Source organism: Pseudomonas costantinii, from assembly GCF_001870435.1.
GTDB classification, from domain to species: domain Bacteria; phylum Pseudomonadota; class Gammaproteobacteria; order Pseudomonadales; family Pseudomonadaceae; genus Aquipseudomonas; species Aquipseudomonas costantinii.
In genome coordinates this window covers 72326-88916 of the sequence record NZ_MDDR01000046.1, presented here as the reverse complement: position 1 = coordinate 88916, position 16591 = coordinate 72326, and the positions used below count along the sequence as shown (strand labels likewise).

Annotated in this window: 17 protein-coding genes; 10 read left to right on the top strand and 7 right to left on the bottom strand. The window is 59.8% G+C overall.

The features are described from left to right. Positions 1 to 55 precede the first annotated feature (55 nt). From BFL40_RS26645 to BFL40_RS26625, 5 genes are all read right to left on the bottom strand, one after another. A complete protein-coding gene (locus tag BFL40_RS26645; RefSeq protein ID WP_071486738.1) occupies positions 56 to 2104 on the bottom strand; it encodes a GGDEF domain-containing protein in 2049 nt (682 codons plus the stop codon). Then, positions 2101 to 2979, bottom strand: coding sequence for an endonuclease/exonuclease/phosphatase family protein (locus BFL40_RS26640; RefSeq protein WP_071486737.1), 879 nt, complete (start codon positions 2977 to 2979; stop codon positions 2101 to 2103). Before BFL40_RS26640 ends, BFL40_RS26645 begins: the two co-directional genes overlap by 4 nt. A 10-nt stretch (positions 2980 to 2989) precedes the next feature. Next, positions 2990 to 3625, bottom strand: a complete 636-nt coding sequence (gene dsbA / locus BFL40_RS26635) for a thiol:disulfide interchange protein DsbA (RefSeq protein WP_071486736.1) — start codon at positions 3623 to 3625, stop codon at positions 2990 to 2992. A 168-nt stretch (positions 3626 to 3793) separates the two neighbouring features. Beyond that, the gene (locus BFL40_RS26630; protein WP_071486735.1) at positions 3794 to 4399 is read right to left on the bottom strand and encodes a c-type cytochrome; all 606 of its coding nucleotides are present in this window, start codon (positions 4397 to 4399) and stop codon (positions 3794 to 3796) included. 34 nt (positions 4400 to 4433) lie between these two features. Then, positions 4434 to 4736 (bottom strand): c-type cytochrome, encoded by a 303-nt coding sequence (locus BFL40_RS26625; RefSeq protein WP_071486734.1) that lies wholly within the window; start codon positions 4734 to 4736, stop codon positions 4434 to 4436. A gap of 192 nt (positions 4737 to 4928) precedes the next feature. Between BFL40_RS26625 and yihA the strand changes: the two genes are divergently transcribed. Further along, on the top strand, positions 4929 to 5570 hold the full coding sequence (yihA, locus tag BFL40_RS26620; protein ID WP_042943980.1) for a ribosome biogenesis GTP-binding protein YihA/YsxC: 642 nt from the start codon (positions 4929 to 4931) through the stop codon (positions 5568 to 5570). Positions 5571 to 5839: 269 nt separating this feature from the next. Here the strand turns inward: yihA and polA are convergent, their stop codons facing one another. Beyond that, positions 5840 to 8635 carry a DNA polymerase I gene (gene polA / locus BFL40_RS26615; protein ID WP_071486733.1) on the bottom strand — a complete coding sequence of 932 codons (2796 nt, stop codon included), beginning with the start codon at positions 8633 to 8635 and terminating at the stop codon, positions 5840 to 5842. Positions 8636 to 8709: 74 nt separating this feature from the next. On the opposite strand from polA, the gene BFL40_RS26610 reads away from it, so the two are divergent. Beyond that, positions 8710 to 9000, top strand: coding sequence for a DUF2782 domain-containing protein (locus tag BFL40_RS26610; protein ID WP_071486732.1), 291 nt, complete (start codon positions 8710 to 8712; stop codon positions 8998 to 9000). A gap of 56 nt (positions 9001 to 9056) precedes the next feature. After that, positions 9057 to 10010, top strand: coding sequence for a homoserine kinase (locus tag BFL40_RS26605; RefSeq protein WP_071486731.1), 954 nt, complete (start codon positions 9057 to 9059; stop codon positions 10008 to 10010). 68 nt (positions 10011 to 10078) lie between these two features. On the opposite strand, the gene BFL40_RS26600 is transcribed toward BFL40_RS26605, so the two are convergent. Continuing rightward, positions 10079 to 11008 (bottom strand): zinc ABC transporter substrate-binding protein, encoded by a 930-nt coding sequence (locus BFL40_RS26600; protein WP_071486730.1) that lies wholly within the window; start codon positions 11006 to 11008, stop codon positions 10079 to 10081. A gap of 58 nt (positions 11009 to 11066) precedes the next feature. Between BFL40_RS26600 and zur the strand changes: the two genes are divergently transcribed. The 7 genes from zur to BFL40_RS26565 all read left to right on the top strand — a co-directional run bounded on the left by zur (position 11067) and on the right by BFL40_RS26565 (position 16583). Beyond that, on the top strand, positions 11067 to 11549 hold the full coding sequence (zur, locus tag BFL40_RS26595) for a zinc uptake transcriptional repressor Zur (RefSeq protein WP_058413897.1): 483 nt from the start codon (positions 11067 to 11069) through the stop codon (positions 11547 to 11549). After that, positions 11549 to 12334: a zinc ABC transporter ATP-binding protein ZnuC gene (znuC, locus tag BFL40_RS26590; protein WP_071486729.1), complete on the top strand. Its 786-nt coding sequence runs from the start codon at positions 11549 to 11551 to the stop codon at positions 12332 to 12334. The genes zur and znuC overlap by 1 nt, the downstream gene beginning before the upstream one ends. Continuing rightward, a complete protein-coding gene (gene znuB, locus BFL40_RS26585) occupies positions 12327 to 13115 on the top strand; it encodes a zinc ABC transporter permease subunit ZnuB (RefSeq protein WP_071486728.1) in 789 nt (262 codons plus the stop codon). The genes znuC and znuB overlap by 8 nt, the downstream gene beginning before the upstream one ends. A 37-nt stretch (positions 13116 to 13152) precedes the next feature. After that, positions 13153 to 13872, top strand: a complete 720-nt coding sequence (locus BFL40_RS26580) for a PA5502 family lipoprotein (protein ID WP_071486727.1) — start codon at positions 13153 to 13155, stop codon at positions 13870 to 13872. A gap of 208 nt (positions 13873 to 14080) precedes the next feature. Next, entirely contained in the window at positions 14081 to 15088 is a 1008-nt protein-coding gene (locus BFL40_RS26575; RefSeq protein ID WP_071486726.1) for a methionine ABC transporter ATP-binding protein, read from the top strand. After that, positions 15088 to 15762 carry a methionine ABC transporter permease gene (locus tag BFL40_RS26570; protein ID WP_071486725.1) on the top strand — a complete coding sequence of 225 codons (675 nt, stop codon included), beginning with the start codon at positions 15088 to 15090 and terminating at the stop codon, positions 15760 to 15762. Before BFL40_RS26575 ends, BFL40_RS26570 begins: the two co-directional genes overlap by 1 nt. Positions 15763 to 15812: 50 nt before the next feature. Then, positions 15813 to 16583 carry a MetQ/NlpA family ABC transporter substrate-binding protein gene (locus BFL40_RS26565; protein WP_071486724.1) on the top strand — a complete coding sequence of 257 codons (771 nt, stop codon included), beginning with the start codon at positions 15813 to 15815 and terminating at the stop codon, positions 16581 to 16583. Positions 16584 to 16591 lie beyond the last annotated feature (8 nt).

Here is a 16591-nt window from a genome sequence, read left to right as displayed (position 1 = left end):
TACCGTTTGTGGCCCGGCGGTCAAATCCGGGCTTTTAAACAAAATGGAACATCTTTCACGCCGCCTGCACCCGGTTACGCCCGGCTGCCTTGGCCCGATACAAAGCCTCATCAGCGCGTTTAAGTGCCAGCTCACTGCGCTCGCCCGGTTGAAACTGCGCCACGCCCATGGACACCGTGATCGTCACCGGCTCGCCCTTGAAGTGGAACGGGCACGCTTCGATCGCCGCACGCAGCACTTCACCCACGGCCAAAGCATCTGCCAAGGATGAGTCGGGCATCAGCAACACAAACTCCTCACCGCCGAAACGCGCAATAAAGTCGGTGAGGCGCAGGCGTTTACGCAACACATTGGCGATGATCTTAAGAACCTTGTCGCCGGCCAGGTGACCGTAACCGTCGTTGATACGCTTGAAGTGGTCCAGATCCAGCATTGCCAGCGACAGGCTGTTACCGCGCTGGTGCCAAGTGTTGACTTCATGATCCAGGCGCTCGCTCCAGGCCGCGCGGTTAGGCAAGCCCGTGAGCGGATCGATCAAGGCCTTCTGGCGTTGCACCTCCAAATGCTCGCGATAGCCCTGAGCTTCCTGCTCCATGCTCGCAACCCGCTCTGCCAAGCCTTTCAAACGCGTCGCCACTTCCTGCTCGCGTTGGTCACGCTGCTGCTGGTGTTCGTCCATCGTGCCGAGCAGGCCTTCAAGGTGGCTTTCAAGCACATACTTGAGGCTGTCCAGGTCGGCCGCCTCCTGCACGCTGCTTTGCAGGCCATCGACCTGTTCGCGAATCTGCGTGTCCAACTCCCGTGCGGCCGAGCGACTGTCGGCGTGACCATCGCTAGCGACCTGCAGATGACCCTGGAACGCCTCGAGGCGCTCGTTGAGCTGTTTGAGGTAGGCCTCGAATTCATGCTGACCGCTGTCGGTGATCGCCAACATCAGCACCGCAAGATCATCGAGGATCGGCAGCAGTTCGTACCAGTTCAGGCCATGAGCCAAGCGCGCGCGCATGGTTTCTGCCTGGGGGCGATGGCGCTCCGGCAGGGATAGATCTTCCAACAGGCCGAGCAAGGTGTCTTCGATATGCTTGGCGACTGAGCTGTAGGACGGCTCTGGAGAGTCGGGCAGCGCGTAGATGCCGTCCGATTGCAGCGCATCGGGATCGGCGCTTTCCAGCACGGGCGGGAGTGACAAGCTGCCAATAGCCGTTTCGTCCAGCGTATCAACCTGAACCTGCGGCGCTTCGATAAAAGCGGCAAGTGCGCTTTCGGGTGCAGCTTCGTCCACCTGTGTCTCATGCTCTCCGGGCTCAGGTGCTTCGACAGCCGTAGGGGCCGCCGGGGCCGTGGCCTCGAATACAAACGTTTCGCTGGCAACCTCTACCACCTTGGCAGGCGCTACAGGTTCAGGCTGCGAGACGACAGGTGTTTGCGGCAACGGCGCGAAGGCTCGCAGGGCTTGTGCCAACTCTTCGGATTGCGCAGGCTCTTGAGGCTCTGGCACAGGAACGGGTTTTGGCGCAGCGGGCTTCGGTGTAGACAGTGGCGCGGCTTCAACCACCTGCGCCTCATTCGAGACATCCTTTGCGCCAAACAGGCGTTGCAGTAAACCAGGCCCAGAGCGCGCGGTTTCACCCTCCGGCTCCAGGTTATTCAATACCTGCCCTTGCAGGTTACTCAACTCGCTAAGCAGCAGCGGTATCTCCCGCGCCTGTCCGACTCGGCCATCCAGCTGTTTGGCAAAGGTTTTCAGCGGGCGGGCCACCTCACGTGGCAGCGGCAACTTTTGCAGTTGCGAGACCAGAGCGGTGAGGGCCGTGCTGATCTGGTCGACCCGGGTTTCACGCCGCTGTTCCGAGTCCAGTACGGCTTTTTCCAGGCGCGGCAGCAAGGCGGCGAGGGCAGCGTCCATATCATCCGTACGTACGACTTCGCGCATCTCCTTCATGCATTGATCAACGGCGCGGTCGGTCCCTTCAGCGGCCAGCGTGCTGCGTACCAGCCCCCGGCGCAGCAGGTCTAGGCGGGCAGCCCAACGGCGTTCGAGCTTGTCTTGTTGCTCGATGCTTTTCAGGTACTTCTCTTTCCAGCGCTGGGCGTCGTCGCTCATGCAAGGGGTCCGCGAGGGCCTGGGCTCAACGCGGGCAATGCATCAGCCGTGAGCGAACCCGGCAGACGAATCTCTACCGCGACCGGCAGGTGATCGGAGATGGGCTGCGCCAGAACCTGCACACTTTCGAGCGTGAGGGTCGGGCTGAGCAGGATATGGTCAAGACAGCGCTGCGGGCGCCAACTGGGAAACGTGGCTTCGACTTGCGGCGCCAGTAACCCGAGGTCCCGCAGCGGGGAATTTTGCAGCAGGTCGCTGGCATGGGTATTCATATCACCCATCAGCACCTGATGTTTGTAATTGCCGATCAGCTCTCGGATGTAGGCCAGTTGCATCATCCGGGTACGTGACCCGAGCGACAGGTGCATCATGACCACCACCAAGGCTTCCGGACCTTCGCCAAAGCGCACGAGGATCGCCCCCCGCCCCTTGGGGCCTGGCAACGGATGATCTTCGATAGCCCACGGCTTCAAGCGGCTGAGCACACCATTACTGTGCTGCGCCAGGCGCCCGAGGTTTCGGTTGAGTTGTTGATACCAGTAGGGAAATGCACCGAGCTGAGCCAGGTGCTCCACTTGGTTGATGTAGCCGGAGCGCATGCTGCCGCCGTCAGCTTCCTGCAGTGCAACGAGGTCGAAGTCGCTCAGCAGGTTGCCGATCTTTTGCAGGTTCCCGGCTCGCCCGTTGTGAGGCAGCAAATGCTGCCAGCCACGGGTGAGGTAGTGCCGGTATTTCTCGGTACTGATGCCCACCTGGATATTGAAGCTGAGCAGGCGCAGGCGGCTGTCTGCCGGCAGGCCTGTCGATTCCAGGTGGTGTTCGTTGACCTGCGGGTCATGCAGGCCAACGACGCGTTCGGTACCCCAGCGGCGCATGGTGGACCCCTTACTTGGCTGCGCGCTCTTTGGCGATCAACTGGTCGGCCACATTCAAGACCGCTTCCGGACCGCCCGCAGTACCCAGGTCAAAACGGTATTTGCCGTTGACGATCAGGGTCGGTACGCCTTGCACACCGTACTTCTGCGCGAGTTCCTTGGCCTGTTTGATCTGGCCCTGGATTGCGAAGGAGTTGAAGGTGGCCAGGAACTTGTCCTTGTCGACACCTTGGGTGGCGACGAAGTCAGCCATTTCGTCCGGCTTGGTCAGGCGCTTGCCTTGTTTCTGGATGGCTTCGAATACAGCGTTGTGGACCTTGTGCTCCACACCCATGGCTTCCAGGGTCAGGAACAGTTGGCCGTGGGCATCCCATGGGCCGCCGAACATGGCCGGGATGCGTTTGAAGTTCACGTCGGACGGGAGTTTTTCGACCCATGGATTGATGGTCGGCTCAAAGGCGTAACAATGCGGGCAGCCATACCAGAACAGCTCCACCACTTCGATCTTGCCTGGCACCGAAACGGGTACCGGGTTGGCCAACTCAACGTAGGTTTTACCGGCTTCAAGCGGCACGTCGGCAGCTTGTGCGGTCATGCCGAAGAGGCTGGCAGTGACGAGAGCGGCGCTGAGGATCAGATTACGCATGCTTTACTCCTGGACAAATAAAGTCGCCTCACGTGACCTTTGTTGTGACAGGTCTACGCGGACATGAGTTCGTTAGTGTAACGGCACCGGCCACAAAAAAGGGCGGCCTAAGCCACCCTTTTTATGCTTGCATCGATGGATTAATCGAGCGTTAACGTACTGTTACGATCAGTGCAGGCCCTGGATGTACTGGGAAACCGCCTCAATGTCCTTGTTGCTCATTTTATTGGTGATGGTTTGCATGATTTTGGCATCGCCGTCGTTGGTGCGATTGCCTTCACGGAAGTCCGTCAACTGCTTGGCAACATACTGCGCATGCTGGCCGCTCAAGTGCGGAAAGCCTGCAGCGGCCAGACCGGCACCGTTAGGCGAGTGGCAACCGATGCACGAAGGCATGCCTTTTTCCAAGTTGCCACCACGGAACAGCTCTTCACCGTGGGCCACGACTTTCGGATCGGCAGCTCCCACACTGCCGTGCTGGCTGGCAAAATACGCCGCGATGTCCGCCAGGTCCTGATCGCTGAGGTTGGTCAGCAAGCCGGTCATTTCCAGCACCGTGCGCTTGCCGTCCTTGATGTCGTGCATCTGCTTGGTCAGGTAGCGTTCACCCTGGCCGGCCAATTTGGGGAAGTTCGGCGCCGGGCTGTTGCCATCCGGTCCATGGCAAGCACCACATACGGCGGCTTTCGCCTGGCCCGCTGTAGCGTCGCCTGCAGCATGGGCAACACCGGTGATGCCCAAGGTCAACAGCAGACTCACGATCAGTTTGTTCATCAGCTAATCCAACTACGGCTAAGGGGTTTAAGAGTTATCTACCGGGTTTACTCACCATCATCTCAATGATGGCCTGGTAATCCTCAGTACTGCAGTCCATGCACAAACCACGCGGCGGCATTGCCTTGAAACCCTGGGTCACGTGTTGCACCAGCGTGTCCATGCCCTGCGCCAGTCTGGGCGCCCACGCTGCCTGATCACCCCGTTTGGGGGCGTTGGGCAGTTGGCCGGCATGGCAAGCCACGCAAACTCGGTTGTACACCGCTTCCGGATCCTGTGTAGCCTGAGCGCCGTAAAGCGGAATCAGGACACCCAAAGCGAGCAACCATCGGGTCATACATCGACCTTTTCAGGGTTTGAGAGCGTTTTGCGTTCTAATGCGCAATGAAGGTCTTTCGCTCCCGTGAACTTCATCCTTCGCTGGGACAAAGCACACACAAAATCTGCGGCATTATATACTGGCGCTACTGAAACGGAAACGACACCGCTTGCCGCACCCTTTTTCGGCACCGCCCACATCGGAAATCTCATGCAACTCAAGAATCCCATCCTCGGTCTGTGCCAACAGTCCACGTTCATGCTCAGCGCCGCCAAAGTTGACCAATGCCCCGATGACGAAGGCTTTGAAGTCGCCTTCGCCGGTCGCTCCAACGCCGGTAAATCCAGCGCACTGAACACCCTGACCCACGCCAGCCTCGCGCGCACCTCGAAAACCCCGGGCCGCACGCAACTCCTCAATTTCTTCAAGCTAGACGATGATCGGCGTCTGGTCGACCTGCCGGGCTACGGATACGCAAAAGTCCCTATCCCGTTGAAGCTGCACTGGCAGCGTCACCTGGAGGCTTACCTGGGTGGACGCGAGAGTTTGAAGGGTTTGATCTTGATGATGGACATCCGTCATCCAATGACCGACTTCGACCTGTTGATGCTCGACTGGGCCGTCGCCAGCGGCATGCCGATGCATATCCTGCTGACCAAGGCCGACAAGCTGACCTACGGCGCCGCCAAGAACACCCTGCTCAAAGTGCAGTCCGAAATCCGTAAAGGTTGGGGCGACGCGATCACCATCCAGCTGTTCTCGGCGCCAAAGCGCATGGGCTTGGAAGACGCTTACACCGTGCTGGCCGGCTGGATGGAATTGGCGGACAAGGGCGCGGAAATCGCCGAATAACTTTTCTGCGGGCAAAAAAAACCCCGGACTTCGTATGGGGAGGGGAAGTTCGGGGTTCAAGTTCCGGACCGCTAGGGCGGGGTCCAGATATCTGCCAACACTTAACACAACATAGGAGCATTGAAGGGCTTCACCACCCATTCAGTAACTCTGAGTAGCAACTCACACGTTAAGTTCCAGCACGATCAAAAAACTATTTGAAATAACTGACGGCGATTTCTGAACTAAAGCACTCTGCCACCACACCCGGTGGTGGCAGAGCAGCATGGTCAGTGCGCCTCGTCCCAGTTATCGCCTACGCCTACGTCCACCACCAATGGCACGTCCAATTGCGCTGCTGCACTCATGTGCTCGCGAATCTTCTCGCTGACTTCTGCGACCAGGTCTTCACGAACCTCAAGTACCAATTCATCGTGCACTTGCAGGATAACTTTGGCATCCAGGCCAGATTCGGCCAGCCAGTTGTCGACCAGCACCATGGCTTTCTTGATGATATCCGCCGCCGTGCCCTGCATCGGCGCGTTGATCGCCGTGCGTTCTGCGGCTGCGCGCTCCTGGGGCTTATTGGAATTGATATCCGGCAAATACAGCCGACGCCCGAAGAAGGTTTCGACAAAACCCTGATCGGCAGCCTGGGCGCGGGTACGTTCCATGTACTCACGAACCCCTGGATAGCGGGCGAAGTACACATCGATATAAGCCTTGGCCGTCTTGGTATCGACGCCAATGTCCTTGCCGAGCTTCTGAGCGCCCATGCCGTAGATCAGGCCAAAGTTGATCGCCTTGGCGCTGCGACGCTGATTGGATGTGACCTCAGCCAGTTCAACCTTGAACACTTCAGCCGCTGTGGCCGTGTGCACGTCCAGGTCGTTGCGGAAGGCATTCATCAACCCCTCGTCCTTGGACAAGTGCGCCATGATCCGCAATTCAATCTGCGAATAGTCCGCGGCCAGCAGCTTGTAGCCTTTAGGCGCGACAAATGCCTGACGAATCCGACGCCCTTCAGCGGTGCGCACCGGAATGTTCTGCAAGTTCGGATCGCTGGAAGACAAACGCCCGGTCGCTGCCACCGCCTGATGATAAGACGTGTGAATGCGCCCGGTACGAGGGTTGATCTGCTCCGGCAGGCGGTCGGTGTAGGTGCTTTTCAGCTTGCTCATGCTGCGGTACTGCATCAGTACCTTGGGCAGCAGGAAATCATCCTCGGCCAACTTGGCCAACACTTCCTCTGCCGTGGATGCCTGGCCCTTGCCGGTCTTCTTCAGCACCGGCAAGCCCAGTTTTTCGTAGAGAATCGCGCCGAGCTGCTTGGGCGAACCCAGGTTGAACGCCTCACCGGCGATCTCGAACGCCTGGCGCTCCAGCTCAACCATCTTGTCGCCCAGCTCGATGCTCTGAACACCCAGCAACTTCGAATCCACCAGCGCGCCCTGACGCTCGATACGTGCCAGCACTGGCACCAATGGAATTTCGATGTCCGTCAGCACGCTAGCCAGCGTTGGAATGGCCGCGAGCTGTGCATGCAATTCCTGATGCAGGCGCAGCGTCACGTCCGCATCTTCGGCCGCATAAGGACCAGCCTGCTCAAGCGGGATCTGGTCGAATGTCAGTTGCTTGGCGCCTTTGCCGGCGATGTCCTGGAAGCTGACGGTGTCGTAGTCCAGGTACTTCTTCGCCAGGCTGTCCATGTCGTGCCGGGTCGCGGTGGAGTTCAACACGTAGGATTCAAGCATCGTGTCGAAAGCGATGCCGCGCACGGTGATGCCCTTTGCCGGATCGCCACCGATGGCACAGTTGGCCAAGATATTCATGTCGAACTTGGCGTGCTGGCCGACCTTGAGCTTGGCCGGATCTTCCAACAGAGGCTTCAAGGCCAGCAACACGGTGTCACGGTCCAACTGTTCCGGCGCACCGATGTAGGAGTGGGTCAGCGGTATGTAGGCCGCTTCATGGGGCTGTACGGCAAAGGAAACCCCCACCAACTGCGCCTGTTGGGCGTCGATCCCGGTGGTTTCGGTGTCAAACGCGAACAACTTCGCGTCGTTGAGCTTCTTCAGCCAGGCATCGAAGGTCGCTTGGTCGAGGATGGTGGTGTATGCCGCTTCCACAGGCGCCTGCGCAGCAGTCTCAACGATTTCTTCGGCAACCGGAGCAGCCTCGGTCGACGCCTTGAGTTCGACACGCTTGGCATCGCGCTGAATCTCATCAATCCAGCTCTTGAACTCAAGCAGCGTGTACAGCTCCAGGAGCTTTTCGCGATCCGGCTCAATCAGGTGCAGATCATCCAGGCCCACGTCCAGCGGCACATCAACCTTGATCATCGCCAACTGGTAAGAAAGGAACGCCATCTCCTTGTGTTCTTCCAGCTTGGCCGGCAACGTCTTGGCGCCCCGGATAGGTAGGGTCGGTACGATATCCAACTGCTCATAAAGCTCTTTGAGACCGCCATTCACGCCCACCAGCAAGCCGGAAGCAGTCTTCGGTCCAATGCCCGGAACACCCGGGATGTTGTCGGACGAATCGCCCATCAACGCCAGATAGTCGATGATCTGCTCCGGAGCGACGCCAAATTTCTCCTTTACGCCCTCGATGTCCATTGAGCTACCGGTCATGGTGTTGACCAAGGTAATGTGCCCGTCGACCAGCTGTGCCATGTCCTTATCGCCGGTAGAAATCACCACCGGGCGGTTAGCGGCTGCGCTGCTGCGGGCCAGGGTGCCGATCACGTCATCGGCCTCGACGCCTTCGACGCACAGTAACGGAAAGCCCAAGGCGATCACGCTCTGATGTAAAGGCTCGATCTGCACGCGCATGTCATCCGGCATGCTGGGGCGGTTGGCCTTGTATTCGGCGTACATGTCATCGCGAAAGGTCCCACCCTTGGCGTCGAACACAACCGCGAACGGGCTGTTCGGATACTGCTTGCGCAGGCTTTTGAGCATGTTCAACACGCCCTTGACCGCACCGGTCGGCAGACCTTTGGAGGTGGTCAGCGGTGGCAGTGCATGGAAGGCGCGGTACAGGTAAGAAGAACCGTCCACCAGGACGAGGGGGGCTTGGCTCATGAGCAGGATCAACCTTTTCGGCGGGTCAGGCGCTAGAATAGCCGGACCAATGACGACAAAGGGACAAGGTTATCATGCGCACAGTAAATCGCCTGTTGTTGACCGGCTTGATTGCACTCACTCCGATGGTGGCCATGGCGGCAGATACTGCCCCTTCGGCCGACCCGGAAGTCACCATTCGCACGGAAGGCGACAAAACCATTCAGGAATACCGCCAAAATGGTTTCCTGTACGCGATCAAGGTGACTCAGAAAGGCTTTGCGCCGTACTTTCTGGTGCGCGCGGACGGAACCGATGCGAACTTCATCCGTTCTGACCAGCCGGATATGCTGATCCCGTCATGGAAGATCTTCGAATGGAAATGATTTCTTAACTTCAATTGGCGCTGCGCACTGCGGCGCCCGTACTGGCAGTTTTAACCATGTCTGTGTTTACCCCCCTGGCTCGGCCCGAGCTGGAAACCTTTCTCGCCCCTTACGGGCTCGGCCGCCTGCTTGATTTCCAGGGAATTGCCGCCGGTAGCGAAAACACTAATTTTTTTATCAGCCTGGAACAGGGCGAATTCGTCCTGACCCTGGTTGAGCGCGGCCCAGTCGCGGAAATGCCGTTCTTCATCGAGCTGCTCGACGTGCTCCATGACGCCGACTTGCCGGTGCCTTACGCCCTGCGCACCACCGACGGCGTGGCCCTGCGCGAACTTGCCGGCAAACCCGCGCTGCTACAACCGCGCCTGGCCGGCAAGCACATCAAGGACGCCAACGCGCAGCATTGTGCCCAGGTCGGCGACCTGCTCGGCCACCTGCACCTGGCGACTCAAGGCGAGAAGGTGCTGGAGCGCAAGACTGATCGCGGGTTGGACTGGATGCTCAGTGAAGGCGCACAGCTGATTTCGCACCTGAACGACGCGCAACAGCGCCTGCTGCAAGACGCACTGACCGAGATCGAAACCCACAAGGCCCAGATCCTCGCACTGCCGCGCGCCAACGTTCACGCTGACCTGTTCCGCGACAACGCGATGTTCGAAGGCACGCACCTGACCGGCTTGATCGATTTCTACAACGCCTGCTCGGGCCCAATGCTGTACGACGTGGCGATCGCCTTGAATGACTGGTGTTCGGACGCCGATGGCGTGATTGACGGGCAACGCGCCCGCGCATTGCTGGGTGCCTACGCGGGCCTGCGACCGTTCACCGCCAAGGAAGCCGAGCTGTGGCCGACTATGTTACGGGTGGCGTGTGTACGTTTCTGGCTGTCACGCCTGATCGCCGCCGAATCGTTTGCCGGGCAGGATGTGTTGATCCACGATCCGGCAGAGTTCGAGCATCGGCTGGCGCAGCGTCAGCAGGTCAGCGTGCACCTGCCGTTCGCCCTCTAAAAGGTCTACTCGATCAAAAAAATGTGGGAGCGGGCTTGCTCGCTCCCACATGGGTTATGCGGTGTCTGTTAGAGCGATTCCAGGCAACCTGCCAAATCATTCCCCAACTTCTCCAGCACTTGCTCATAGCCTTGAGCCGTGGCCGGAGTGTAACCACCCAACGCATCCAACTCCGCCAATTTCACCGGCAAACCGGCAACCAGCGTCTCAGCCAAACGCGGGCGCAACGGCGGCTCGCTGAACACACACGTCTTGCCCACTTCCTGCAGTCGAGTACGCATCGCCGCCACATGCTGGGCGCCTGGCTGTACTTCGGCCGCAACACTGAACACACCGGTGTGTTTGAGCCCGTAAGCATCTTCGAAGTAATCAAAGGCTTCGTGGAACACAAAGTAAGGTTTGTCGCCGACACTCGCCAGACGGGCCTTCAAGCGCGCATCCAACGCATCCAGGCGCTCATCGAACGCCTTCACGTTGCTCTGATAGCGCGGGGCATTGGTCGGGTCAGCAGCGCTGAGGTCAGACGCCATGCGCGCAGCGATCACGCGAGCGTTGACGGTCGACAACCACAAATGCGCATCCAGACTGCCCGGACGGTGATCGTGGTCATGTTCGTCGGCATCATCAGCATGAGAGTGGCTATCTTCGGCAAAACGACGCAGCTTCATCCCTGGAAGATCCTGCACGGCCACGGTCGGCAAGCTACGCCCCTTGAGCACGCGTGGCAGGAAGCTTTCCATGTCCGGGCCGATCCAATACAGCAGGTCTACCGACTGCACGCGCCGTACGTCGGATGGGCGCAAGGCATAGTTATGCGGCGAGGCACCAGGCGGCAACAAGACCTCTGGAATGGCTACGCCGTCCTGCACAGCGGCGGCGATCAGTTGCAACGGCTTGATGCTGGTCAGCACCTTGACCTCAGCCTGAGCAGCCCCGGCGATGAACAAACTGGTGACAAATACGACAAAAACGGGAAAAAGTCGGGACACGATGACCACTCAATGGCGTAGGAACGGGTAACATAATAACGTCTCTATCAAATATCTGTCGCCGCTCATGCCTAAAACACCGCTTGCCAGCCGTCCCCATGACCACTCTCACTGCGTGCACACCGCGCTGTCGGAGGCCGACACCCTGTGCGCACAGAAAGGCCTGCGCCTGACCGCCTTGCGTCGGCGTGTGCTGGAACTGGTGTGGCAGAGCCACAAGCCGCTGGGCGCCTACGACATTCTTGGCGTGCTCAGTGAGCAAGACGGCCGCCGCGCTGCACCGCCCACGGTGTACCGCGCGCTGGATTTCCTGCTGGAAAACGGCCTGGTCCACCGCATCGCCTCGCTCAACGCCTTTGTCGGCTGCAACCACCCGGAACATGCGCACCAGGGCCAATTCCTGATCTGCCGTGAGTGCCACGCCGCCATTGAGCTTGAACAAAAAAGCATCAGCGACGCCATCATCAAGAGCTCGGCCGAGGTCGGCTTCAAGGTCGAAGGGCAAACGGTCGAAGTGGTCGGGCTCTGCTCGGGTTGCCAGGGGGCTTGATGAGCAACGCGCTAATCCGCCTTGAGCAGGTTGGGGTCACGTTCGCCGGGCAAAACGTGCTGGATAACATTGCACTGAGCGTTGAACCTGGGCAGATCGTCACCCTGATCGGCCCGAATGGCGCGGGCAAAACTACCCTGGTGCGCGCCGTACTCGGCTTGCTCAAGCCTGACACCGGCAGTGTGTGGCGCAAGCCCAAGCTGCGCGTCGGCTATATGCCGCAAAAGCTGCATGTCGATCCAACGCTGCCCTTGTCAGTGCTGCGCTTCCTGCGCCTGGTGCCTGGTGTAGACCGCACCCGCGCGCAGGCTGCGCTCAAGGAAGTCGGTGCCGAACAGGTGATCGACAGCCCGGTGCAAAGCATATCCGGCGGTGAAATGCAGCGCGTATTGCTGGCCCGTGCTCTGTTGCGCGAGCCGGAACTGCTGGTGCTGGATGAGCCCGTGCAGGGTGTCGACGTCGCCGGCCAGGCCGAGCTGTATAGCCTGATCACCCGACTGCGCGACCGCCACGGCTGCGGCGTGCTGATGGTCTCCCACGACCTGCACCTGGTGATGAGCACCACCGACCAAGTGGTGTGCCTCAATCGCCACGTGTGCTGCTCCGGCCACCCGGAACAAGTCAGCGGTGACCCGGCGTTCGTCGAGCTGTTCGGCAAGAACGCCCAGAGTCTGGCGATCTACCACCATCATCACGACCACGCCCATGACCTACATGGCGCAGTCGTCGATGACCCCGCCGCCCCTCATACCCACGTTCATGGAGATAGCTGCAAGCATGGCTGATTTTCTGCTCTACGCCCTGCTGGCAGGCTTGGCTTTGGCACTAGTGGCGGGCCCCTTGGGCTCGTTCGTAGTCTGGCGACGCATGGCTTATTTTGGCGACACGTTGTCGCATGCCGCGCTGCTGGGCGTGGCCCTGGGTTTCTTGCTGGATGTGAGCCCGACCATCGCCGTAACCGTGGGCTGCTTACTGCTGGCGGTGCTGCTGGTGACCCTGCAACAGCGCCAGCCGCTGGCCTCGGACACATTGTTGGGGATCCTGGCGCCAAGCACCCTGTCCCTGGGCCTCGTTGTACTGAGCTTTATGCATGAAGTGCGTATCGACCTGATGGCTTACCTGTTCGGCGACCTGCTGGCGATCAGCCCTACCGACCTCTCATGGATCCTCGGCGGCAGCGCTGCTGTGCTGATATTGCTCGTGACCCTGTGGCGCCCACTACTGGCAATCACCGTGCATGAAGAGCTGGCCACAGTGGAGGGCCTGCCAGTGCCAGCCCTGCGCATGACCCTGATGCTGTTGATCGCCGTGGTGATTGCTGTCGCGATGAAGATTGTCGGCGTATTGTTGATCACGTCGCTGTTGATCATTCCCGCCGCCGCCGCCCAGCGCCACGCCCGCTCACCGGAGCAGATGGCGATTGGCGCGAGCCTCCTGGGGATGTTTGCAGTGTGCGGGGGCTTGGCGCTGTCCTGGTTCAAGGACACGCCGGCCGGGCCGTCGATTGTGGTTACGGCCGCCGCCCTGTTTCTGCTGAGTTTTGTCCTGCCCCGTCGAGGGGTGTAGACTTGCTCGCTTTTTGCGCAAATAGAGAGTCGCAGGAATGAAGCTGTTCACCTTCCGTTATCTGCTCCTTGCCGCATTTTCCCTGCTGCTGGGCGCCTGTCAAAGCACACCGCCCGCCGCCCCTGAGGCCCCGGACGCTCGCGCTGCGGCCATCGCGCAGCTGGAACAAAACCTGGCCAGTAGTGAGCTTGCAACCGCCGAAGACGAGTTGGCCGCGCTGCAAGCCGCGTCGCCTAACGACCCGACGCTGGAGCCTTACCAGCGCCAACTGGCCGAAGCCTACCTGCAGCGCAGCCAGATTGTGCTGCAAAAAGGTGACGTCAATGCCGCCGCCACCGCCCTGAGCCGCGCCCGTGCGCTGATGCCCAAGGCGCCTGCGCTGACTGGCGGCGTTAACAGCGCCATCAGCCACGCCCGAAAAGCCGAGTTGGATAAAGCCGAAGCAGCCTTGAAAGCCGCTGAATCCAAGCCTGTTGCCAAGGTCATCGACCCGGCCGCTGAAAGCACCACCGTGGCGCTGAACCTCACCGATATCGCAGAACTGCGCCATCAGCTGGATGCAATCGCCACCGACGTGGTGAATTACCAGTGCGACGTGAGCATCCAGGCGCCGCGAACAGAAGATTACCCGTGGCTGGCCACGCTGCTGACCAAGCGGGTGAAACGCATTGATTCGGGGTATGACCTGAAGATCCGCCGGCAGATCCTGAAGACTATTCCGGCACAGGTTGTGTTGATTCCGCGCAAGGCGGAATAAAGCTATCGGGGGCTGGCTCCCGATAGCGATTTAAAAACAACCAAAGACTTGATCCAACACCGCGCCCTTTCCACGACCTTTGATCGCGTTATTGCCAAATCGCTGGTTGAATGCGAAAGAAATGCTAAGAAAGACTATACGGACAGGCTAAAATGCGCGCCCGGCTAACCGCTGATCCCTTTTCCATGCGCCCCACAAGGTTCGCTACGTGATCGAGTTTCATAACGTCCATAAAACCTACCGCGTCGCCGGTAAGGATATCCCCGCGCTGCACCCCACCAGCCTACGCGTCGAGAACGGCCAGGTGTTTGGCCTCATCGGCCACTCGGGTGCGGGTAAAAGCACGCTGCTGCGCCTGATCAACCGCCTCGAAGAACCGAGTGGCGGCCAGATCAACGTCGACGGCGAAGAAGTCACCGCACTGGACGCCAATGGCCTGCGCCGTTTCCGCCAGCAGGTTGGGATGATTTTCCAGCACTTCAACTTGCTGGCCTCCAAGACCGTTGCCGACAACGTAGCGCTGCCGCTAACCCTGGCTGGCGACTTGTCGCGCAAAGAAATCGACCTGCGCGTGGCTGAGTTGCTCGCCCGTGTAGGCCTGTCGGACCACGCCAAGAAGTACCCGGCGCAGTTGTCCGGCGGCCAGAAGCAGCGCGTCGGCATCGCCCGAGCCCTGGCGACCAAGCCCAAGATCCTGCTGTGCGACGAAGCCACCAGCGCCCTCGACCCACAAACCACCGCCTCGGTGCTCAAATTGCTGGCCGAGATCAACCGCGAGTTGAAGCTGACCATCGTGCTGATCACCCATGAAATGGACGTGATCCGCCGTGTGTGCGACCAGGTGGCCGTGATGGACGCCGGCGTAATCGTCGAGCAAGGCTCGGTGGCAGACGTGTTCCTGCACCCCAAGCACCCGACCACCAAACGCTTCGTGCAAGAAGCCGAGCAGGTCGATGAAGGCGAGCAGCGCGATGTCTTCGCCCATGTACCAGGTCGCATCGTGCGCCTGACGTTCCAGGGCGAAGCGACCTACGCGCCGTTGCTGGGTACCGTCGCCCGTGAAACGGGGGTGGACTACAGCATCCTTGCCGGCCGAATCGACCACATAAAAGATAGCCCCTACGGGCAACTGACCCTGGCCATCACCGGCGGTGACATGGAAGCGGCGTTCGCCCGCTTTACCGCGGCAGACGTCCACATGGAGGTTCTGCGCTAATGGAAGTTTTGTTGAGTTTCTTCGCCAATATCGACTGGTCCGAAATCTGGCTCGCCACCGGCGATACCATGACGATGCTGTTCGGTTCGCTGTTCTTCACCGTCGTACTGGGCCTGCCCTTGGGTGTGCTGCTGTTCCTGACCAGCCCGCGCCAACTGTTCGAACAAAAAGGCCTGTACGCGCTGCTGTCACTGATCGTGAACATCCTGCGCTCGCTGCCGTTCATCATTCTGTTGATCGTGATGATCCCGTTCACCGTACTGCTCACCGGCACCTCGCTGGGCGTGGCGGGCGCGATTCCGCCACTGGTGGTGGGCGCAACGCCGTTCTTTGCGCGCCTGGTGGAAACCGCCTTGCGTGAAGTAGACCGCGGCATCATCGAAGCCACCCAATCGATGGGCGCCAGCACACGCCAGATCATCACCAACGCCTTGCTGCCCGAAGCACGCCCCGGCATTTTCGCGGCGATTACGGTGACGGCGATTACGCTGGTTTCCTACACGGCCATGGCCGGTGTCGTCGGTGCCGGCGGCCTCGGTGACCTGGCGATCCGTTTCGGTTACCAGCGCTTCCAGACCGATGTAATGGTGGTCACCGTGGTGATGCTGTTGATCCTGGTGCAAATTCTGCAAACCGTCGGCGACAAGCTGGTGGTGCACTTTTCTCGAAAATAACGGCCATTACCGGCCCCCGCCGGTACATGCCCGAACAAGGAGCTTGTTGGATGAAAAAACTACTGGTTGCTTTCGCCGCCGTTGCCGCGTTTTCCGCGCACGCCGAGACCATCACGGTCGCTGCATCGCCTGTACCGCACGCAGAAATCCTGGAATTCGTGAAACCTGCCCTCGCCAAAGAAGGCGTGGATTTGCAGGTAAAAGTCTTCACCGACTACGTGCAGCCGAACGTACAGGTGGCTGAAAAGCGCCTGGATGCCAACTTCTTCCAGCACCAGCCGTACCTGAATGAGTTCAACAAGGCCAAAGGCACTCACTTGGTGAGCGTCGGCGCAGTGCACCTGGAGCCTCTGGGCGCCTACTCCAGCAAATACAAAAAGCTGGATGACCTGCCAAGCGGCGCCAACGTGGTGATCCCCAACGACGCCACCAACGGCGGCCGCGCGCTGTTGCTGCTGGCCAAGAATGGCCTGATTACCCTGAAGGACCCGACAGACATCCTGTCGACCATCAAGGACATCACCGCCAACCCGAAAAACCTGAAGTTCCGTGAGCTGGAAGCCGCCACGCTGCCGCGCGTGCTGACCCAGGTTGACCTGGCGCTGATCAACACCAACTACGCGCTGGAAGCCAAGCTGGACCCATCCAAGGACGCATTGGTCATCGAAGGCAGCGACTCGCCCTACGTGAACATCCTGGTAACCCGTGAAGACAACAAAGACTCGGACGCCGTGAAGAAGCTGGTTGCAGCCCTGCACACGCCTGAAGTGAAGAAATTCATCGAAGAGAAGTACAAAGGCGCGATTAAGCCAGCGTTCTGATCCCACTG